The sequence below is a fragment of the Asticcacaulis benevestitus DSM 16100 = ATCC BAA-896 genome (assembly GCF_000376105.1).
Classification (GTDB): domain Bacteria; phylum Pseudomonadota; class Alphaproteobacteria; order Caulobacterales; family Caulobacteraceae; genus Asticcacaulis; species Asticcacaulis benevestitus.
In genome coordinates, this window is record NZ_AQWM01000003.1 from 299,160 (window position 1) to 316,508 (window position 17,349).

At 59.9% G+C, this 17,349-nt stretch carries 14 protein-coding genes; 5 read left to right on the plus strand and 9 right to left on the minus strand.

The features are described from left to right. Positions 1-102: 102 nt before the first annotated feature. On the minus strand, positions 103-1,314 hold the full coding sequence (locus tag B060_RS0107115; protein ID WP_018081082.1) for a helix-turn-helix domain-containing protein: 1,212 nt from the start codon (positions 1,312-1,314) through the stop codon (positions 103-105). A 166-nt stretch (positions 1,315-1,480) separates the two neighbouring features. Here B060_RS0107115 and B060_RS0107125 point away from each other — a divergent pair, with 166 nt between their 5' ends. Continuing rightward, the gene (locus B060_RS0107125) at positions 1,481-1,894 is read left to right on the plus strand and encodes a hotdog family protein (protein WP_026172670.1); all 414 of its coding nucleotides are present in this window, start codon (positions 1,481-1,483) and stop codon (positions 1,892-1,894) included. Between the two features lie 87 nt (positions 1,895-1,981). On the opposite strand, the gene B060_RS0107130 is transcribed toward B060_RS0107125, so the two are convergent. Continuing rightward, on the minus strand, positions 1,982-2,770 hold the full coding sequence (locus B060_RS0107130) for a SapC family protein (protein WP_018081084.1): 789 nt from the start codon (positions 2,768-2,770) through the stop codon (positions 1,982-1,984). A 175-nt stretch (positions 2,771-2,945) separates the two neighbouring features. After that, on the minus strand, positions 2,946-4,946 hold the full coding sequence (locus B060_RS0107135) for a TonB-dependent receptor (protein WP_018081085.1): 2,001 nt from the start codon (positions 4,944-4,946) through the stop codon (positions 2,946-2,948). Positions 4,947-5,102: 156 nt separating this feature from the next. On the opposite strand from B060_RS0107135, the gene B060_RS0107140 reads away from it, so the two are divergent. Next, positions 5,103-5,588, plus strand: a complete 486-nt coding sequence (locus B060_RS0107140; RefSeq protein ID WP_018081086.1) for a Fur family transcriptional regulator — start codon at positions 5,103-5,105, stop codon at positions 5,586-5,588. A 42-nt stretch (positions 5,589-5,630) separates the two neighbouring features. Here the strand turns inward: B060_RS0107140 and B060_RS0107145 are convergent, their stop codons facing one another. From B060_RS0107145 to B060_RS0107165, 5 genes are all read right to left on the minus strand, one after another. After that, positions 5,631-6,596 (minus strand): magnesium transporter CorA family protein, encoded by a 966-nt coding sequence (locus B060_RS0107145; RefSeq protein ID WP_018081087.1) that lies wholly within the window; start codon positions 6,594-6,596, stop codon positions 5,631-5,633. 78 nt (positions 6,597-6,674) lie between these two features. Beyond that, entirely contained in the window at positions 6,675-7,589 is a 915-nt protein-coding gene (locus B060_RS28310) for a CHAP domain-containing protein (RefSeq protein WP_023447331.1), read from the minus strand. 90 nt (positions 7,590-7,679) lie between these two features. Further along, complete coding sequence (locus B060_RS0107155; RefSeq protein ID WP_018081089.1) at positions 7,680-8,777, minus strand: acyltransferase family protein; 1,098 nt, start codon at positions 8,775-8,777, stop codon at positions 7,680-7,682. 190 nt (positions 8,778-8,967) lie between these two features. Further along, positions 8,968-9,354: a YdbL family probable chaperone protein gene (locus tag B060_RS0107160; RefSeq protein WP_018081090.1), complete on the minus strand. Its 387-nt coding sequence runs from the start codon at positions 9,352-9,354 to the stop codon at positions 8,968-8,970. A gap of 23 nt (positions 9,355-9,377) precedes the next feature. Next, a complete protein-coding gene (locus B060_RS0107165; RefSeq protein ID WP_018081091.1) occupies positions 9,378-9,560 on the minus strand; it encodes a YnbE family lipoprotein in 183 nt (60 codons plus the stop codon). Between the two features lie 131 nt (positions 9,561-9,691). Here B060_RS0107165 and B060_RS0107170 point away from each other — a divergent pair, with 131 nt between their 5' ends. Continuing rightward, positions 9,692-10,732 (plus strand): potassium channel family protein, encoded by a 1,041-nt coding sequence (locus B060_RS0107170; RefSeq protein ID WP_051081024.1) that lies wholly within the window; start codon positions 9,692-9,694, stop codon positions 10,730-10,732. A gap of 42 nt (positions 10,733-10,774) precedes the next feature. Beyond that, a complete protein-coding gene (locus B060_RS0107175) occupies positions 10,775-11,320 on the plus strand; it encodes a dihydrofolate reductase family protein (RefSeq protein ID WP_018081093.1) in 546 nt (181 codons plus the stop codon). Between the two features lie 52 nt (positions 11,321-11,372). Here B060_RS0107175 and B060_RS0107180 read toward each other — a convergent pair whose 3' ends face one another. Beyond that, on the minus strand, positions 11,373-14,957 hold the full coding sequence (locus B060_RS0107180; protein WP_081606806.1) for an intermembrane phospholipid transport protein YdbH family protein: 3,585 nt from the start codon (positions 14,955-14,957) through the stop codon (positions 11,373-11,375). Positions 14,958-15,523: 566 nt separating this feature from the next. On the opposite strand from B060_RS0107180, the gene B060_RS0107185 reads away from it, so the two are divergent. Beyond that, a complete protein-coding gene (locus B060_RS0107185) occupies positions 15,524-16,990 on the plus strand; it encodes a M23 family metallopeptidase (RefSeq protein ID WP_026172673.1) in 1,467 nt (488 codons plus the stop codon). Positions 16,991-17,349: the final 359 nt, after the last annotated feature.

A 17,349-nucleotide genomic window follows, 5' to 3' on the forward strand; every position in this document is an offset into this window, starting at 1 on the left:
CCTCGCAACGGCTCGGGCGCACAGTCGTGCTTGCCGGCTTGCAGCCGGAACTTCTTATATCAGCACGCGGCCGTCACGTCACAACCGTATTTTCAAATAATATTACGGCTGGCTGCCGGATGCCGGCGCCGCAGCAGACGATTCCGCAGGCGCAGGCACCACCGCCGGGCGCTGGCTCGGCAAATAGGGAATAGGCCCGCTCGGCTTGTTAGCGGTCAGCGGCGCGATTGTGGTTTGCTGAGTTGCCACGGGCGCGCCCACCACCTGCCCGGCCTGGGCCTGACGCTGATCGAGCACGCTCGAAAGCTGGGCGGCACGGGCATTGAGCTTGCCGACCGGCGTCACCACGGCCTCCATAGCGCCGGCATATTCGCCGTTATAATAGATCTCAAAGGCGTTGATATCCGAGACATCGATGAGCAGGTTCTGCTGATCGGCGGCGGGCAGGCGATAGGCCTCACCGGCACCAATCGAATGCGCGAAATAGACCGTACCCTCCGGGCTGCGCACCACCAGATTGACCGTCCTGGCGGCCTGCAGGGTGACCGACGAATTTTCCGGCGGCGCACCATAGATCGCCCCGCGCGGATTAAACGCCTTGCGCATCTGCAGCACATCCGACACCGGCACCGGCGCGGCCGAACTGGAATTCCTCGCCGCTTCGATCGAGGCAAAACCTTCCTCTAAGCCTGGCGTCACATAGGGTGCCGGCACATCCTGATCTCGCGGCGCCGGCTGGGGCTGCGACACGAAGATGCTCCCGTTGAGCATGTTGGGCACGCCCTGCGCCCATGACGCATTGCCGAACGCCGCCTCGTGCTCACGATGGCCAAAGTTCAGATTGGGCTGGCGCTGCACCACATTCCAGATCACCACCGCCGCCACCAGGCTAAGCGCCGCCCCGATATAGAGCCGGTAGTTGGGCTTCACGTCTTCGAGCGAGGCACCAGACGGCGCATGGAGACGCACGCTGGCGTCGGTGACCTCGCGCTTGTACATATCGGCCAGGGTCTCTTCATCAAGCCCCAGCGCCTTGGCATAGGCCTTGACGTAGCCGATGGCGAAGGCGCGCGGCGGCAGCACATCATAGGCCGCCTGCTCGAAGGCTTCGAGATAGGCGCGGCGCACGCGGGTAATGTCTGACACCTTGTCGAGCGAAAACCCCATGGATTCGCGCGTCGTCCTGAGGATCTCCGCCAGGTCGAAACGGTCAGGCAAGCGACCGTCGATCGAGGTCAGGGCCGGTGACGCGCCGCGATAGAGCCCCTGATAGGGCTCATCCTCAATGATGTTCAGCGGATCGGGCGTACTCATGGTTTTCCTGCACGGGAGCGTGACGAACCAAACCATAGGCCCGGTGATTAATCAACAGCGACATGGCGTTAAGCGTCACACATATAACGCAATTTTTGGTGTTTGATATCATGCCCAAGTCGGTTTATGACAAGGCCTCCTTAGATTGAATCTGGATTATCCCGACATGCCCGCAGCCTTCGACGATTTGTACATCGGCCAGAGCGTTTCCATCGGCGCAGGCGTCATATCCGAAGAGGAACTGGCGGCCTTCTGCAAATCCTACGCGCCAAGCTGGGACCCGGCCGACGGCGTGCCCGACGCGCTGCTGTTCGCCCTGTGGTCGAAGCTGGAAACCGAAGCCGCGTCGAACTGGCCGCAAACCAAGCGCCTGGCGGTCGATGCCTTGCGCTGGTCGCGCAATCCGCCGCCGGGCGAACTCTTGCGCGGTCGCTTGACCGTCATGGGCAAGGATGCCGTGGGCGACACCAAGGGCGTGGTCATCGCGCAGAACGACGTGCTCGATGAAGCCGGCCGGCTGGTGTTTTCATGCCTGACGCGGTCGGTGTTTCAAAGGCTGCCGCAAGCGCCTGTGGAATAGTCCTTAAGACTTAGCCACCCGCTTGAAACCATAAAAAAAGCTCCGGACTTTCATCCGGAGCTTTTTCATTATCCAAAGCTATAAAGCTTAGTTGGCGACCGGCGCCGCGGCGTTGCGCTCAATCGTCATGGCGATCAGCTTGTCCCAGGCCAGAAGCGAGTTCAGGTGGGCGTAGATGTGGGTCAGGGCGCCGTTGTCGCGCAGTTCGACCAGCTTGTCGGCGGACAGTTCGCCCAGCTTCTTCTCGTCGACCGCGAAGTATTCGGCGATCTTTTGCGGCTCACCCGGCGTACCGTCCGGATTTTGCGGGCGGTAAAGGGTTTCGCGTGCAGCCAGCAGGTCCAGTTCGCGCAGGAGACCCACGAAGGACTCGGTGCGGCGGCGCTCATTTTCAAAATCCGAGCAGAACTGCATGGCGTTCTCGACGTAAGGCGTGGCCTTGCCGTTTTCAAAGAAGGGCACGTCCGGGTTGGAGGCGGCCACCATGGCAGCGCCGGTATCGACGCACAGGATCATGCGCTCCTGGCCTTCGTCGTTGGCGAAGACGAACGGATAGCGGCGGGCGAAGGCCGGCAGGTAGGCGTCGGGCTTGAAGCTGCCTTCAGCCGACACGAACACGTTCTGGCCGGCGGAAAGCCCCATGGCCGCGACCGGCATGTAGTTCTCACCGATGAAGACGATCGGGAAGCTTAAGGAAGCCGCCGGGAATTCGGCCACGGTCAGCGGCACGACATTGGTTTCAGCCACGAAGCCATGCGGCGACGAGATCGCTTTGATGCCCATGGCGGCGTGAGCTTCAGGGCTCAGCGGCTCAGGGGATTTGTAGAAGAGGACGTTTCCGGTGAGCGTCGCATCGTTGGTTTGTTCTTGTGCCATGGTCGCTTTACTAGAGGGCTGGAGTAAAAAGGAACTTCGCTTCTAGCCCAACGGATTGTTTCCGGCAAGCGCCGTGACTGGATAGGCGAGCCAGCCGGTATTTTTTCTGTTTTCGGCGTGTGTCTGTAACGTTTTGGGGCGGAGGAAGGCCTGTGCTTCCCCCGCTCCTCTTCGATCAGAAATTATAGACCAGACCGACGCGCAGGTTGCGACCCGGCTCGACCACCGCATCCTTGGTCGACGAGGTGGCTTCGCGCATCTCGACATCGCCCAGATTACGCACCTCGGCGAACAGCGACACGTTCGGGGTTTCCGGCAGCTTGTAGGATGTGAAGACATTGACCGTGGTATAGCCCTCGGTCGGCGTCTCGAAGGTGCCCAGGCGCGATTTACGCGCATCGACCGTGCGGACCTCGGCGTAGGAATCCCACGTGCCGCCCTTGCTTTCCAGCTTGAGCGTCAGGGCCTGCGGCGGGATACGGACCACCGGTCCGATATCGGTGTCGCCATGGGTATAGTCATAGGCGAGGTTCAGGTTGAAGGCCTGTCCCCAGCGCTCGCCCAGGCGCGCATTGCCCTCCAGTTCGAGGCCGTAGATATCGGCATTGGTCTGGACGTACTGGAAGACCGGCATACTGTCCTCGGTCGTGCCGGTGTCGCGCAGGTCGATGAAGTTGTCGAAGTGGCTGGTGTAGACATGGGCATCCAGGCTGAAACGCTGATTTTCCGACGACATCAGGTGACCCGTCAGTTCCAGGCTGTAGCCGACCTCGGTCTTGAAGTCAGGATTACCAATGATGAACTGGCCGGTGGCGGCATGCGGGCCATTGGCCAGCAGTTCGACATCAGCAGGGGCGCGTTCGGACCGCGTCAGGCTCAAGCCAACAAAAGTGTGCGCCGACGGGCGATAGAAGCTGCCGAGCGAGGCCGACACGGTGTCAAAATCGCGATTAAAGCCGGTTTCGTTCGAGGTGATGGTGGTCTGATCGACCCGCGCGCCGCCTTCGACGCCCCACTGACCGGAATCGTAGCGATATTGGCTGAACAGACCGTTCTGCTTGGTGGTGGTCGAGGGCACGAAGGCCTCTTCGCCAATGGCCTCGAAATCACGCTTCAGCGCACTGACGCCGACCGTGCCGCTGACCTTGCCCTGGCCGTCACGCACCAGAGCGGCGCGGAACTCCTCGCCTTTCGACAGGAACTGCGTACCGATATCAGCACCTTCATATTCGGCATGGTTATAGTCGGAATAGCCGGCCGACGCATCCAGGCGGTTGAAGCCGAGCCAGTTGAGATTGATACCGGCACGAGCGTCCCAGCGCTCCTGGTGCAGCCTGATGTTGACGTCCTGCTCGATGGCCGTGCCGTAGGTGTAGTCGGTGTCCTTGTAGCTGACGCCGGCAAAGCCGAAGTCACCGACATAGGAGACGCCGGCGCCGATATTGCGCATGTCCTGCGCCGAATTGGTCTGCTTGCTGCGCGTGTCAGGCGCCTCACCGGCGGCCTCACTGTAGCTCAGAAGCTGCGGCGGCACCGGGGTGTTGTAGTCCTGGGTCTTGTGATCGAAGGCATCGAAGGTGAAGATCCACGGCCCCTTGCCGGCCTTGATATTGAAGGCGCCCTGCAGTCCTTCGTCGACCGTCGAGCCCTGTAGCGCGACGGTGCCCTCATAGCCCTTGGCCGGCGCCTGGGTTGGGATGCGATCATCGATGACATTGACCACGCCACCGATAGCGTTGCCGCCATAAGCGAGCGCCGACGGTCCGCGCAGCACTTCGATGCGGCGGGCTTCGGTCGGGTCGCTCGGCACGGCGTGATCCTGCGACAGGGCCGACACATCGACCATGCCCATACCATTGTTCAGCACCAGGACGCGGAAGCCTTCGAGGCCGCGGATGATCGGACGGCTGGCGCCCGGCGAAAAGCTCGACGAGCGGATGCCCGGCAGGTAGGCCAGCATGTCGCCCAGCCCTTGCGCCGGCTTCTGATCGATCTGGTCGCGCGTCAGGATATCGACGTGCGACATCAGCGCGTCCTTGTTGATCTTGTAGCCCGAGCCGGTGATGACCACCTCTGTCGGCTTATCGTTAGCGGGGGCGGCATCCTCTGCGTGAGCGACGCTGGTCAGAGCCAGAAGGGAAAAGCTGCCTAGAAGAAGGGTTTTGTAAGCGGACATGCGGAGACCTCAGATCATGACCAGAATGGTGCACTGCCGCATTTGTTATGTAATAATATAACCAACGTCAAGCTCAATGTTACACTATTACGTAACATCATGCCGTTTTTTTAGGGCGGCTTGCGAAACGGCGCGAGTCCTCTTAGCTTAGGGGGCATGAGCCATAGTTGCGAACACACCCACGATCACGACCATCACCTGAAACCGGACGCGCGTGCGGTCAGGCTCGAGGCAGCGCAAGCCCTTTGCCTGGAGGCCGGCGAGCGCATGACGTCATCGCGCCTGCGCACCTATGAGCTGATCCTTGAGGCCAATGCGCCGATCAAGGCCTATGATGTCATTGATCGCTTTCATCCCGATGGCGCGGCCAAGCCCCCCACCGTCTACCGCGCGCTCAGCTTTCTGGAGCAGATGGGCCTGATCCACCGCATCGAAAGCCTCAACGCCTTCGTGGCGTGCGATACCCATGATCACAAGCATACAGCAGGCTTTCTGCTGTGCGAATGTTGCGGCCAGAGTGAGGAAATCGCCATTCCTAATGTGCCGGAGATCGAGGCCAGCGCCGCCAAAACAGGCTTCAAGGTCAATCACATCACGCTGGAAGCGCGTGGCCTGTGCAACGCCTGCCAGGCCAGCCACTAGGCTGAGGGCGGCCCTCCGCCCGACCGTTCATCGCAACACGCTCTAAATCCAGCGCTTGTTTTTGAAGAGACCGAGCAAGGCGACCGTGATCAACACCATGATGACGCACACCGTCTCAAAGGCGTATTTCTGGTGCAGGAACGGCATGACGTCGAAATTCATGCCGTAGATGCTGGCGATCAGGGTCAGCGGCATGAAGATGACCGACACGATCGAGATCACCTTGACGATCAGGTTCTGCTCGACGTTGATCAGGCCCAGGGCCGCATCGAGCAGGAAGGCGATATTGCCCGACACATAGGTGGCGTGATCACTCAGCGAGGCGACGTCCTGGCTCATCGTAAGCAGGCGGTCGTGAAAATCACGCAGGCCGGCGCTGTTTTTCACACCCACCACCGGACGTTCAAGCCCCGCCGCGAAAACCGTCAGCCGGGTCAGCGAGACCAGTGAATCACGGATCTTGACGATATCATTCTGCGCACCGCCGAGACGAATCAGCACATCTTCAAGCTTGGTCTTGCGTTTCGTGGTAAAGATAGATTTCGACAACTCATCGATGCCGTGGCCGGTCTTCTCGATCAGGTCGGCGGTGCGGTCGATGATAATATCAAGCAGGTTGAGAAAGGTGGTCGGTCCGTCGACGCACATCGCTGGCTGCTTCTCGATATGATCGCTGAAAATCTTGAAGGATGCCGGCTCGATATAGCGGATGGTGACCAAACGCCCCCCCACCAGAACGAAGGTGACCGGCCCGGACTGAAGCTGTGCCGCACCGCCGAAAAAGGCGACCTGCGCGGTCATGAAGGCGGCGCCATCTTCCAGATAGAGCCGGCTCGACGCCTCGATTTCGGCCATGTCCTCGCGCGTCGGTAAAAAGACGCCGAGGTGACCTTCGAGGCGAAGTTCTTCATCGCGGGTTGGATTGTAAAGATCGAGCCAAGTGACCGCAGGGCTGAAATTTTCAGGTCCGGCGGTGACGTGATGTCCTTGTGTGTGCAGTGTCAGCACGGGTGCCCCTCGAACGACGTATGATCCGTTCTTTAGCCGGAAAGCCCGACGGGCGTAAAGTGGAGTTTAAGACGAAGCTTACGAACGCTGCTTAGCGCGGACGTGCGACTTTTCCGAGCCCTTGGCCTTGTGCTTACTCTTGGCGGAGGCCTTTTTGGCGATGGCTTTCTTGCCGGTGGCCTTCTCGGTCACCTTTTTCACCGGCTTAACGGCTTCGGGCTTGTCGGCATCAATCTGAGCGACCAGATCGGCGGCGGGCTTGCCCGAAACGTGCGCGGCGACAGTGACCGGCTTGACGCCCTGGAAGCCCTTGCTGTTGCCCGGCGAGAGCGCGGCCTTGAGATCGGCCGGGAGTTCGGCCGGTGTATTGGAATTCATGGCAATCTGCTGCGCCGGATGGGCAGCGGCGGGGGCCATAGTTTCAGGCTGGGCGATGGTGGTGACCTTGTCACCCATGCGAACCTGTTCGGCGTCCTGATAGATGAAGCCATAGGTCGGATAGACCGTGGTGCCGAGATCGTTCGATGGACCGTACCACACCTTGACCTTGGACCAGTCACCCGATTCCGACACGTCCATTACGTTGACATTATCCTCAACCTGACCACGACGGCCATTGATCGGCGACCAGTTGGCGTGGGTGACCTGGATATAGCGGTCGGTGATGATCTGCGAGACGACGGCGACGTGGCCGCGGCTCATCTTGCCCTGAGCCTTGAACACCAACACGGCGCCGGGCTTGGGGCGCGAGCCTTCTTCATAACGGTTGGTCGCCTTGCCCCACCACGTCCAGGCGTCGCCGAAAATCTGCATGCCGGTGAACTGGCGGGCAAAGGTGACGCATTGAAGATAGGCGGAGTCGGCGGCGGACTTGTGTGCGACCTTGACAGCAGGGGCCTTGCCGGCTTTATGTGCTTTTTCCTTGGCTTCAACCGAGCCGACGGCGCACAGGGTAAGTAGGGCAAAAGCGAAAGCCGACACGGTTTTTTTCACGCAACACACTCATTAACTGTTAGTCCCGTGTCTTTGCTACAACAGAAAAATTAATTTTCAAATACCTTTTCGCCCCCTCGGGGTAAAAAATTAACCTTGTTTAACCCACGAATACGTGATCATTCCGTGAAGTCGTTCGCCATAGTGCCGCACAATCTTGCGGAACGGACGCTCCACCAGATGGTGCGCCAGCATCGAAAGCGGCACCAAAGCCAGCAATCCGGCAAACCACCAGACAAACGGCAGGGCCGCGTGATCGGTGCCAAGCAGCGCGTTGGCTCCCTTGAGATACAGCCATTTCCACGGCACATAGATCATGTAGGTGGCGAAGGAGATCTCCCCGAGATAGACGAGGACTTTACCTGACATCAGGCCCTTGCCATTTTGGCCCAAGCCGGAAATCGACAATACCAAGAGCCCCAGCGCGATCACGATCAGGATATCCGACTGCGCGAAGCTCGCGGCCAGGATCACGGTCAAAAGCGCCATCGCCGTGCCGGCCAGAGCCACCCATGGTTTCGATACCGCGCCGGAGCGCCAGGCCAGATAGAGCGCACTGCCATAGAGGAAGCTCGGCACGATTCGCAGGGCGCCCCACTGAAAGGTGGCACGGGTCAGGTTGAAGCCGGCCAGGGCCGAAAAAGCGAGATTGAGCGCGATCAGGAAGGCGATGGCCAGCGAAACCGCCAGAACCGGGCGTTCGCGCAGGCGCCACGCCACAAAGGCCACCGCCGGAAAGGCGAGATAGGCGAACCATTCGGCAGAAATCGACCACGAAGGATGATTGAACGAAGCGGAGGGCGCCAGTCCCCAGGCCTGGGTCAGGGTCAGGTGCGCCGGCAGGGCGGCCCAGTTGGCGGCGTTGTCATCGAGCGTCACGCCCTTGATCGCGGCAGCCGTGATCAGCAGAAGCGTAAACAGCAGGGTTGCGATATGCAGGGGATAGACGCGCGCCAGCCTGTGAATCGTGAACTGGCCGTATTTGAAACGTCCCTCGCCGTAGCTGTCGAGATAGACATAGGAGAGGATGAAACCGGACAGCACGAAGAACAGATCGACGCCGAGATAGCCCTTATCGAGCACGCCCAGGCTGACATTGCCGCTCAGTTCGTGAATATAGGTATAGAGCACCACCCAGAGGGCTGCGAAAAAGCGCAGCGATGTCAGAGGCTTCAGGTGATCATTCATAACTCCGGCCTTCCCGCCGCCTCTTCCCCGAAAGAAGCGGAATTGTCTTGAAATTGGCGCCTCAAAGGCGAACGGAACGGTCCATGCAGGAAGTGTGCCGGAATTTGTTACATAAACTGTAAATGGGCATAGAGAAGCCCTCCGGGCACAGTGACCGGAGGGCTATTTCATGTCAAAATCAAGGTGACGCTTACTTTTTCACCCAGGCACCGTTGGCATCCTGATAATATTCACCGGCCTTCAACTTCGGCACGATGACATTGGCGTAGGCCGAAATGCCGGCGGCTTCGGACGAGACGCCGTTCTTGGCTGCGGCCTGACCATAGACGCTGCGGCGACCGGCATTGATTTCATCAACCGCGGCCTTGGTGGCGGCGTCGCCACCGCCTGATACGAAGGCGAGGTAGCCGGTATTGCCTTCACCGACAACGCCCTTGCTCTTGGCGGCATCGACCAGCGCCTTGGACGCGGCGACATCGGCATAGGCGGGCGCGATCACGACGGCGCTGACCGCGACGACCGAGCCAGCCAGGGCGGCGGCGGTCAGTACGGCTTTCAGCAGAGATGTCTTTTTCATAGCGTTTCTCACTTTCCCAGCGTTTAGAACAGGTTCGGATTCTCTTGGACGAGCGCTTTCACGTCCTGATCCAATTGAACCTTCACATTGACGTCGAGCTTGGCGTAGATTGGCGCCAGGTTGACGTTGACATTGACCGAGGGCGTGCAGGCCATCAGCGCGGACGCGCTAAAAACCAGAGCTGCCGCCGCAATCGCTTTTCTCATAAATGGCTCCCTCATCATCGAGCTGTAACTTCCAGACTATAATAATGGCAGATATAGGCTGAACCGTGGCTGAACGGAAATGAGAATTTTTGTCGCGTGACTTTTCCGGCAGGCCTTGGGATGATGCCGGCATGTTGTCCTCAGATACCCTGCCCGACACGCCAATCACTGCCCGCCGCAAGGGCAGGCTCAACATATGGCAATCCCTGTGGCTGCGCGCCGTGCTGGTGCTCGTGCTGCTCGGCATTGCGCTCGCCGGTCACTGGTTCGATCGCGGCGGCCTGAGAGATAATGTTGATGGCGATGTCTCCTTCTCCGATGTGGTCTATTTTACCGCCATCACCGTCACCACGGTCGGTTATGGCGATATCACGCCAGTCACCGACCGGGCGCGCATGTTCGATACCTTCGTCGTCACGCCGGTACGGCTTTTTATCTGGATAATCTTTTTCGGCACGGCCTATACTCTGGCCCTGAAAAGCACCTGGGAACAGATCAGGACACGCATGATCCGCAAAGGCCTCAAGGACCACATCATCATCTACGGCTATGGCGCCACCGGCGAAGCCGCCGTGGGCGAACTGCTGCGTCAGGGCGTCAAGCCCACCGGCGTCGTCGTGGTCGATCAAAGTGCGGCGCGCATCACTGCCGCCGTGGAGCGCGGCGTGACCGGCATCGAGGGGGACGCCACCTATAACGCCACTCAGGCGGCGGCGTGCGTCAAGACCGCGCGTTCGGTGATGGTCTGCACCCACCGCGACGATTCCACCGTGCTGATTGTGCTGAGCGCCCGCCAGATGAACGCGCAGGTGCCGATCAGCGCCACGGTCCGCGCGACGGAAAACGAGGACCTGATCCGTCAGGCCGGCGCGACCAACATCATCAATCCGGTCAGCATGGCCGGCCATCTGCTGGCGCGCACCTCCGAAGGCCCGCACGTGGTCGATTGCATCGCCGATCTGGCCTCGGCCGACGGCAGCGTAGTCCTGCGCGAACGCGAGGTGACCAGCGCCGAGATCGGCCATCCGTTGAGCGGCCTGACCACCGGCAAGGGCCTGCGCATTTCACGCCACGGCAAGATCTACGGCTATTGGGAAAAGCCAGCGCAAACCCTGCAAGCCGGCGATGTCATCGTCGAGATCGCCCGCACGGAGACTTCGTCAGGGCGCTAACCCTACCCGAAGGATTTTGCCTATAGCACTGAAAGGTCTGTCATGAGCAAGTTTGTGCTGGAAATGAATGTCTCGCTTGATGGCTATGTCGACGATCTGGGCAGCAACCTTGTTATGGGGGCGCCAAGTCAAAAGCACTTCCATTACTGGATCGAGACCATACAGAGCTATACCGGCAGTATCTACGGTCGGCGCATGTACGAGGTCATGCGCTACTGGGACGAGGATCATCCGGAATGGGATGAGCCGCTGCGTACATTTGCTGTCGCCTGGCGAAAACTGCCGAAATGGGTTGTCTCCCGCACGCTCTCTGACACCGGCCCGAACACCACGCTCATTTCCGGTGATATCGAGGCGCAAGTCCGTGACCTAAAGGCGCGCACGGAGGGGACGATTAGCGTCTCCGGTCCGGAACTCGCCTGCCTGATGACCCAGCTTGGGCTGATCGACGAATACCGCCTCCACTTGCGTCCCTTTGTCCTGGGCCAGGGCAAGCCGTTTTTCCACGAGAGCCGCCCGCGCCTTCATCTGGTGTCAAACGCGCTGATTGATGACGAAACCCTTTACCTGGTCTACGTGCCGGCCTAACCGAATCTGCCCTTGGATATGAGCACCGTGTCGCTTTGCACCGCCATCAGGGTTATTGCGGCTTTTGTGCCATTCTTAAATTAAAATTCGTCAGATCATTGAGCATCTCATCAAGATTAATAGGCATTTCCAGATAAAGCTCGACCGGTGTCCTGGAGGGCAATGTGATCGGCTTCTGCAACCACTTGCCACTGATATAGTCGAACAGGCTGATATTCGCCTTTTGTTGATGCGGCGGGTCGAAATAGCCTTTGATGTGAAAATTGATGTTCAGGATGAGGTCGTCCCGGGAATTGAGACGTGCATCGAGCTGATCGTATGTAACATATTCCATCGCCTGATAGGCCAGATCCTGGAAGGGATTGAAGGCCGGATCGGCGGCGGCTTGTGCATTCTTCGCAGCCAGTGCGGCAGCCGCGCTCGGTGCATCGCTGGTGACCGTACCGGTTGCCGTATTCACGCCCGTCACCGCCGTGCGGTAAATTGATATTTGTCCAGGCGCATCCGATTGCATCGTGCCGTCAACGAATTTGAGGTGCCCCTGATCATAGACAAAGGGCAGGCGCCCCGTCATATGACCCTTAAAGCTCATGCTCTTGTTCAGACTTGTCGCCGCGATAACCTCGCCGAAATCTAGACCATCAAAAGCCAGCACGCCCTTGATGGGCATCTTGGCGTCAAAATAGATATCCGTCGGCTCCAGCCTGACCTGACCGCCAGGGCTTTCCACCTTGGCGCTTTCAAGTGTGAGGTGGTCGCCAAGTATTTGCAGGCTCAAATCAAGGTCGGTGAGCGGGATGCCTAATTCCGTCCGCGCCAGATGTACCTTCTGGCCAGGCTGCGTGTGCAAAGGCGCCAGCGAATCAAACCGTATCTGACCGGTCAGGCCTTGCGAAGCCCCGGTGGAGCCGAGAAAACTCATGCCTACACCATAGGGGGCACGTTCGGTCGCCGCGACAAAATCACTCACGCCCATTGTCAGCACGCCATCGCTGGAACTGCTCGCCTTTGTCCAGTTGAAAGCCCCTTCGAAACTCATCGGCCCGGTGACCTTACGGCCGAAGATCGCAGCTACAAGTGGTGACAGGTGGATCGGTTGCAGGCCATCAGGCACGAAATTCAGGTCGCGCGTCTTGAACGTGAGAGCGCCGGCACCACTGGCGACATCATTGTCGAGATGGATTGCCACGATCCGCAATGGCTTGCCATCCGCGCCCTGGATGCTGGGCGTGGCCGCGAAGAAACGACCGGTCAGGGCCTTGCGGTCCTGGCCAATGGTGCCGGACATCAGCAGCGGACTGAAGCGCGTTTCGTCTTCGGGCACACCGTCGCTTACGGTCGAGGTGGTCAGATCGGCCTTGAAGCCAACACCCTCCGCCAGCGAATAGGCCTCAAACGCTCCCAGCCCGCCTTTTAAGCCCACCACTTCGTTCGGCGCGATCAGGGCCAGATCGCTAAACGCACCGCTGGCCCGCCAGGCATTGGGCGTGAACACGAGGAAGGTCTTGTCGTTCTGACGCAGGGTGGCCGACAGGTTCTCGATATGATCGCCCAGTTCGGCGGATTGGGCGATGACGTGCGCCTCATTATCCAGCGTGGCACTTATGCCGCCGCCGTTCAGCAAGATGAAGCGACCGTGGCCATCGAACTTGATGCCGCTCACCGGATCAAAATTGATCTGCGCCGCCAGACTATAGCTACCGGCCGCCACATTCCCCGATGCCGGTCCAAGATTATCGACCGCCAGCGCGATCTGCGGCAGGTCAGGGCCGCTTAGCGCCAGTCCGAAAGCGCCGCTATTTGTGTTGGAATAGACCGGCTTTGTGGCGTGCGGAGCCAGCGTCACCTTGCCGCTCCCCTTCAGGCCCGCCTCGGCGCCCTGCATACGCACAGCCACTTGCGGGGTTGCATCCGGGCTGTCGCCGCTGATCGCCACGTTCAGGCCTTTAACGCGCAAGGAGAAACGATCGAGGGCGCGATCAAGCGCGATGATGGCGTCAGGCCCCGGATCAAGCGGCACACCCGGCTTGGGCGGGACTTTTGCGGCTTCGATGCGCGCCTGCGCCCGATCACGCGCCATGGCATTCAGACCACGGTAAAGGGCATTATTACTGGCGATATTGCTCTTGAGCGTGACATTCCAAGGGCCGGCATCGCCGCCCGCCTGTGCGCCGCCTTCCAGCGAGGCCGTGGTCTGATCCAGCGACACATCGCCGGTGGCCAGATGGCCAAGCGTCATGTCGCCGCTAAAGGTCGCCCTGGCACCATCGGAATCGGACGCCATGGCCAGTTCGCCAAGGTCGATATGCGCCGCTTTCAGCAGCAGGTCACCCTGTTGCAGCAGACCGACATCGCCCCTGACCGGGCCGGTCAGATTGAAGGCCAGGCCGGTTTCGCTGGAAAAGCCGGTATTGAGCTGGAGATCGCGGCCTTCGATACTGGCCGTATCGATCTGCATATCGCCGGCATTGAAGCTATCAGCGCTGGAGGTGACATCCGCGCCGCCGGAATAGGCGCTGCCCTTTTCGTTGGTTTTGAGCTGGCCATCGAGTTGCAGGTGGGCCTTGAAAGCGCTGGCGTGCAGGCCAGGATTACGTACTTCGTCAGCGCGCAGATCGAAAACCGCCGCCGTCGGGCCGCTAAAAGCCTCGTACATCGATTTGGCATGGCGATAGGGCAGATAGGCGTCGAGTTCCAAGACGATGTTCTGGCCGTAGAAGCGTTCTTCCTCCGCGCCGATCGTCTCGACCAGGTTGCCGCCAGCCCTCACCGTCCAGTTGTCACCGGTCATGTGGGCCTGAACGTGAAGCTGATCGCCGTTCTTGCCGGTGTTGACTGAACGGGCGGTGATACGGCCTTCGTGCAGATCACCGACACCGAGCTTGCCCGTCAGGTGCGTCGTTGGCAGGCGCAGATCGAGCATGGCGAGTTGGCCATTATGCAGACTGATACCACCGTGTCCGGTCAGTATGCCATAATCGCTGTCCACCGTCACGGTGGCGTCCTCAATGAGGATATCGCGTGGTGGCGGGGCATTGGAGGCGGGCGCCGACAGGGCGTCCTGCACGATCTTGTCGAGCGTGCCGAAATTCAGCTTGCCGTCCTTGATCGAAAACGCCAGCACCGGCTTGACGAGGTGAATGCGCTCGACGCGCGCCAGAGGCAGCCCCCCGCCGGCAAAGAGATTGAGGCCATAATCGACGTCGAAACGGCCGATGCTCATGTTCGGCTTTTTGCCGTCAAGTATCAGCACCGCGCCGGACACATGGTTCAGCGAAAAAGCGTCAAGCTTGATATCGGCCGACACGCCCTGCCCCTTGAGCCAGGATTCGGCGACGGACTCGGCGATCTCCTTGCGCGCCACCACGACGGCGATACCGAGCGCTGCGGCCCCGCACAGGGTAAACCATACCCAGCCCGGCAGCCCCGCACCAGACTTTTTGGCCGGCGGCTTGCCACCCGGCCCGGCAGGGCGGCGCCCCGGTAAGCCGATAGCATCGTGATCTTCTGGACCATCATCGCCGGCGCCATCGATCCCTGTCGGACGCGAAAAGCTGTCACCGCCGCTCATATGCACCGGGAACCACAGAGCTTCATCGTCTGCCGCAGAAAGAGAAGGATGGGAAAAGGCAGTCATTCAGGAAATCTTGGACGCTTCTGCAAAGGCTTTGGCCGGGCATTTTGCCCGTTCGCGTACAGTATCATGCAAATCTCTTAAAAAATGTGGAACCGATGACATTTTGTTTTATCCCTTTTGGCACAGTCTAGGGCAGGTTTTAGCCCAAAATCCGGCGAACGCGTGATGCGCGCCCCCTTTTTGCCCCTTGGATGGATTTGTGACGGTTTTCCACAGTTTATGAAGACCTTATGAACACAACACCGAGACGCGAATTTGTCCCTCCGCGACATTAATTTTTCATTAACCTGTTTGTAAGCAGGATTTTAAGGATAATAGACTAAAACCACGGGTCACAAGGATCCGCGTCGGTGCAAAAACGTGCCTCATTTTCGCCTTATTTAGGCGTAAGCAGAGCCTTCCACATTGTTAAGACTCAGCCCATGGTGCCATTCATCACGAGTCTTGCCTGAAACCGTAGCCTTAGGCTTGCGAAAAACTGAGTATCCGGCCCTCATAGCTTCGAGGGCCATATCGACAGGGGGCATACCTTTACGCCCTTCGCTTAACAGGACGAATACGCGTACATGGCTCAACTTGATCCCCGCCGGCAGCCCGTCAGACTTACGCCCATGGTTTTTGCCCTGGCGACGGCGCTGACGGTCGGCACGCTTCTGTGGAAGATGGTGCAGCCGATGCAGGGTATGGGCGCGCCCATGGACCCCGCCGCCGCCATGGCGCTGGAAACGCAAGCCTATGCCGAAGCCGCCGCACGTCCCGGTTACAGCCAGCCCATAGACATGCCGATCTCGCTGCGCGCCGGCGAAACACTCGATCAGGCCATCACCCGTATGGGCGTGAAGCCCGATGAAGCCAAGGCAGCCATCAAGCTTCTGTCCCACTCCTTCAATATCACCAATATCAAGGCCGGCCTCAGTTTGGAGGCCGCCATAGCCAAGCCGATCAGCGGCGAGGGTGACGCCCAGCTTCTGGGCCTGACCGTGCGCACCGGCCCTGCCAAGCAACTGACCCTGACCAAGGACCGCGACGGCGTCATGCGCCTGCGCGCGCTGGAAGAATCGGTACGCGATGAGCGCCGCGTCGCGATCGGCACCATTGATGGCTCCCTGTTCACCTCGGCTGCGGCGCTCGGCGCCACCCCGACCCTGACCGCGCAGGTCGTCAAGCTGTTCGCCCACAAGCTCGATTTCGAGCGCGATATCCAGTCGGGCGACACTTTCAAGATGGTGTTCGACCGCAAGGTCACCGAAAGCGGCCGTACGGTCGAGGCGGGCAATCTGCTCTATGCCGAGATCGAGGCCAAGGGCGGCGTCGACCGCTTCTATTCCTTTACGCCCAACGGCGGCCGCTCCATCGAATATTATGATGAAACCGGCAAGAACATCAAAGGCTTCCTGCTGGCAACGCCGATCTACGGCGCCCGCACATCGTCCGGCTTCGGCATGCGCTTCCACCCGATCGTCGGCTTCATGAAAATGCACACCGGCATCGATTTCGCTGCCCCCACCGGCACCCCAATCCAGGCTGCCGGCGATGGTGTGGTGATGGACGCAAAGTGGTGGGGCGGTTACGGCCGCTGGGTCCGTATCGCTCACAATAAAGAGTGGGAAACCGGCTACGGTCACATGTCGTCCATCGCGGTCCGCCCCGGTCAGCGCGTGACGCAAGGCCAGATTATCGGCTATGTCGGGACCACCGGCCGCTCAACCGGCCCGCACCTGCATTTCGAGGTCTGGAAAGACCACCACCCGATAGACCCCAAGGGCGCCAAGGTGCCGCAATCCAGCATGCTGGCCGGCAACGACCTGAACGCCTTCCGCGCCCGCAAGCGTGAAATCGACTCGATGATCGCCCTGGCTGAGGTCAGCCCGAATGGCACGATCCAGAAAAACGACGCCCTGGCTTATCGCGTCGACAACGAGAACCAGACTGCGCGTCCGCAGGCCCTGGCCCAGACCGAGGTCAGCCCGGTGCGCAGCAACAGCGCCCGCCCCCTGCGCTCCGCCCTCACCACCACACGCGGCACGCGCTAGACAGCTACTTAAAAAACGCCTGACTTGAAAAACCTTCAGGCTTGACTGGGCGGGCGGTGCCGTCGCGTGCTAGCAGGCAAGCACCTCAGGTATACTGCGTACGGGGACGCCTAGTACTACAGTTGCGCATAATGGAAAATCATGATTCCCTTTCGTTGGTTAGGATGAGCGGAGATTGTCATGAGTGTGTCAGATTGGGTGGGTACAGGGACTAACTGGCGCGAAGCGTTGACGGAGATGAAGGCGGCGATTGCTCCAGCGCTTAAGCGCTCAGAGCAACGCGCATCTGCCGGTGCCTTCATTGAAGGCCTTATGTCGCGGGCTGAGCGCAAGACAGGGTGGATGCTAGCGGAAGAAGC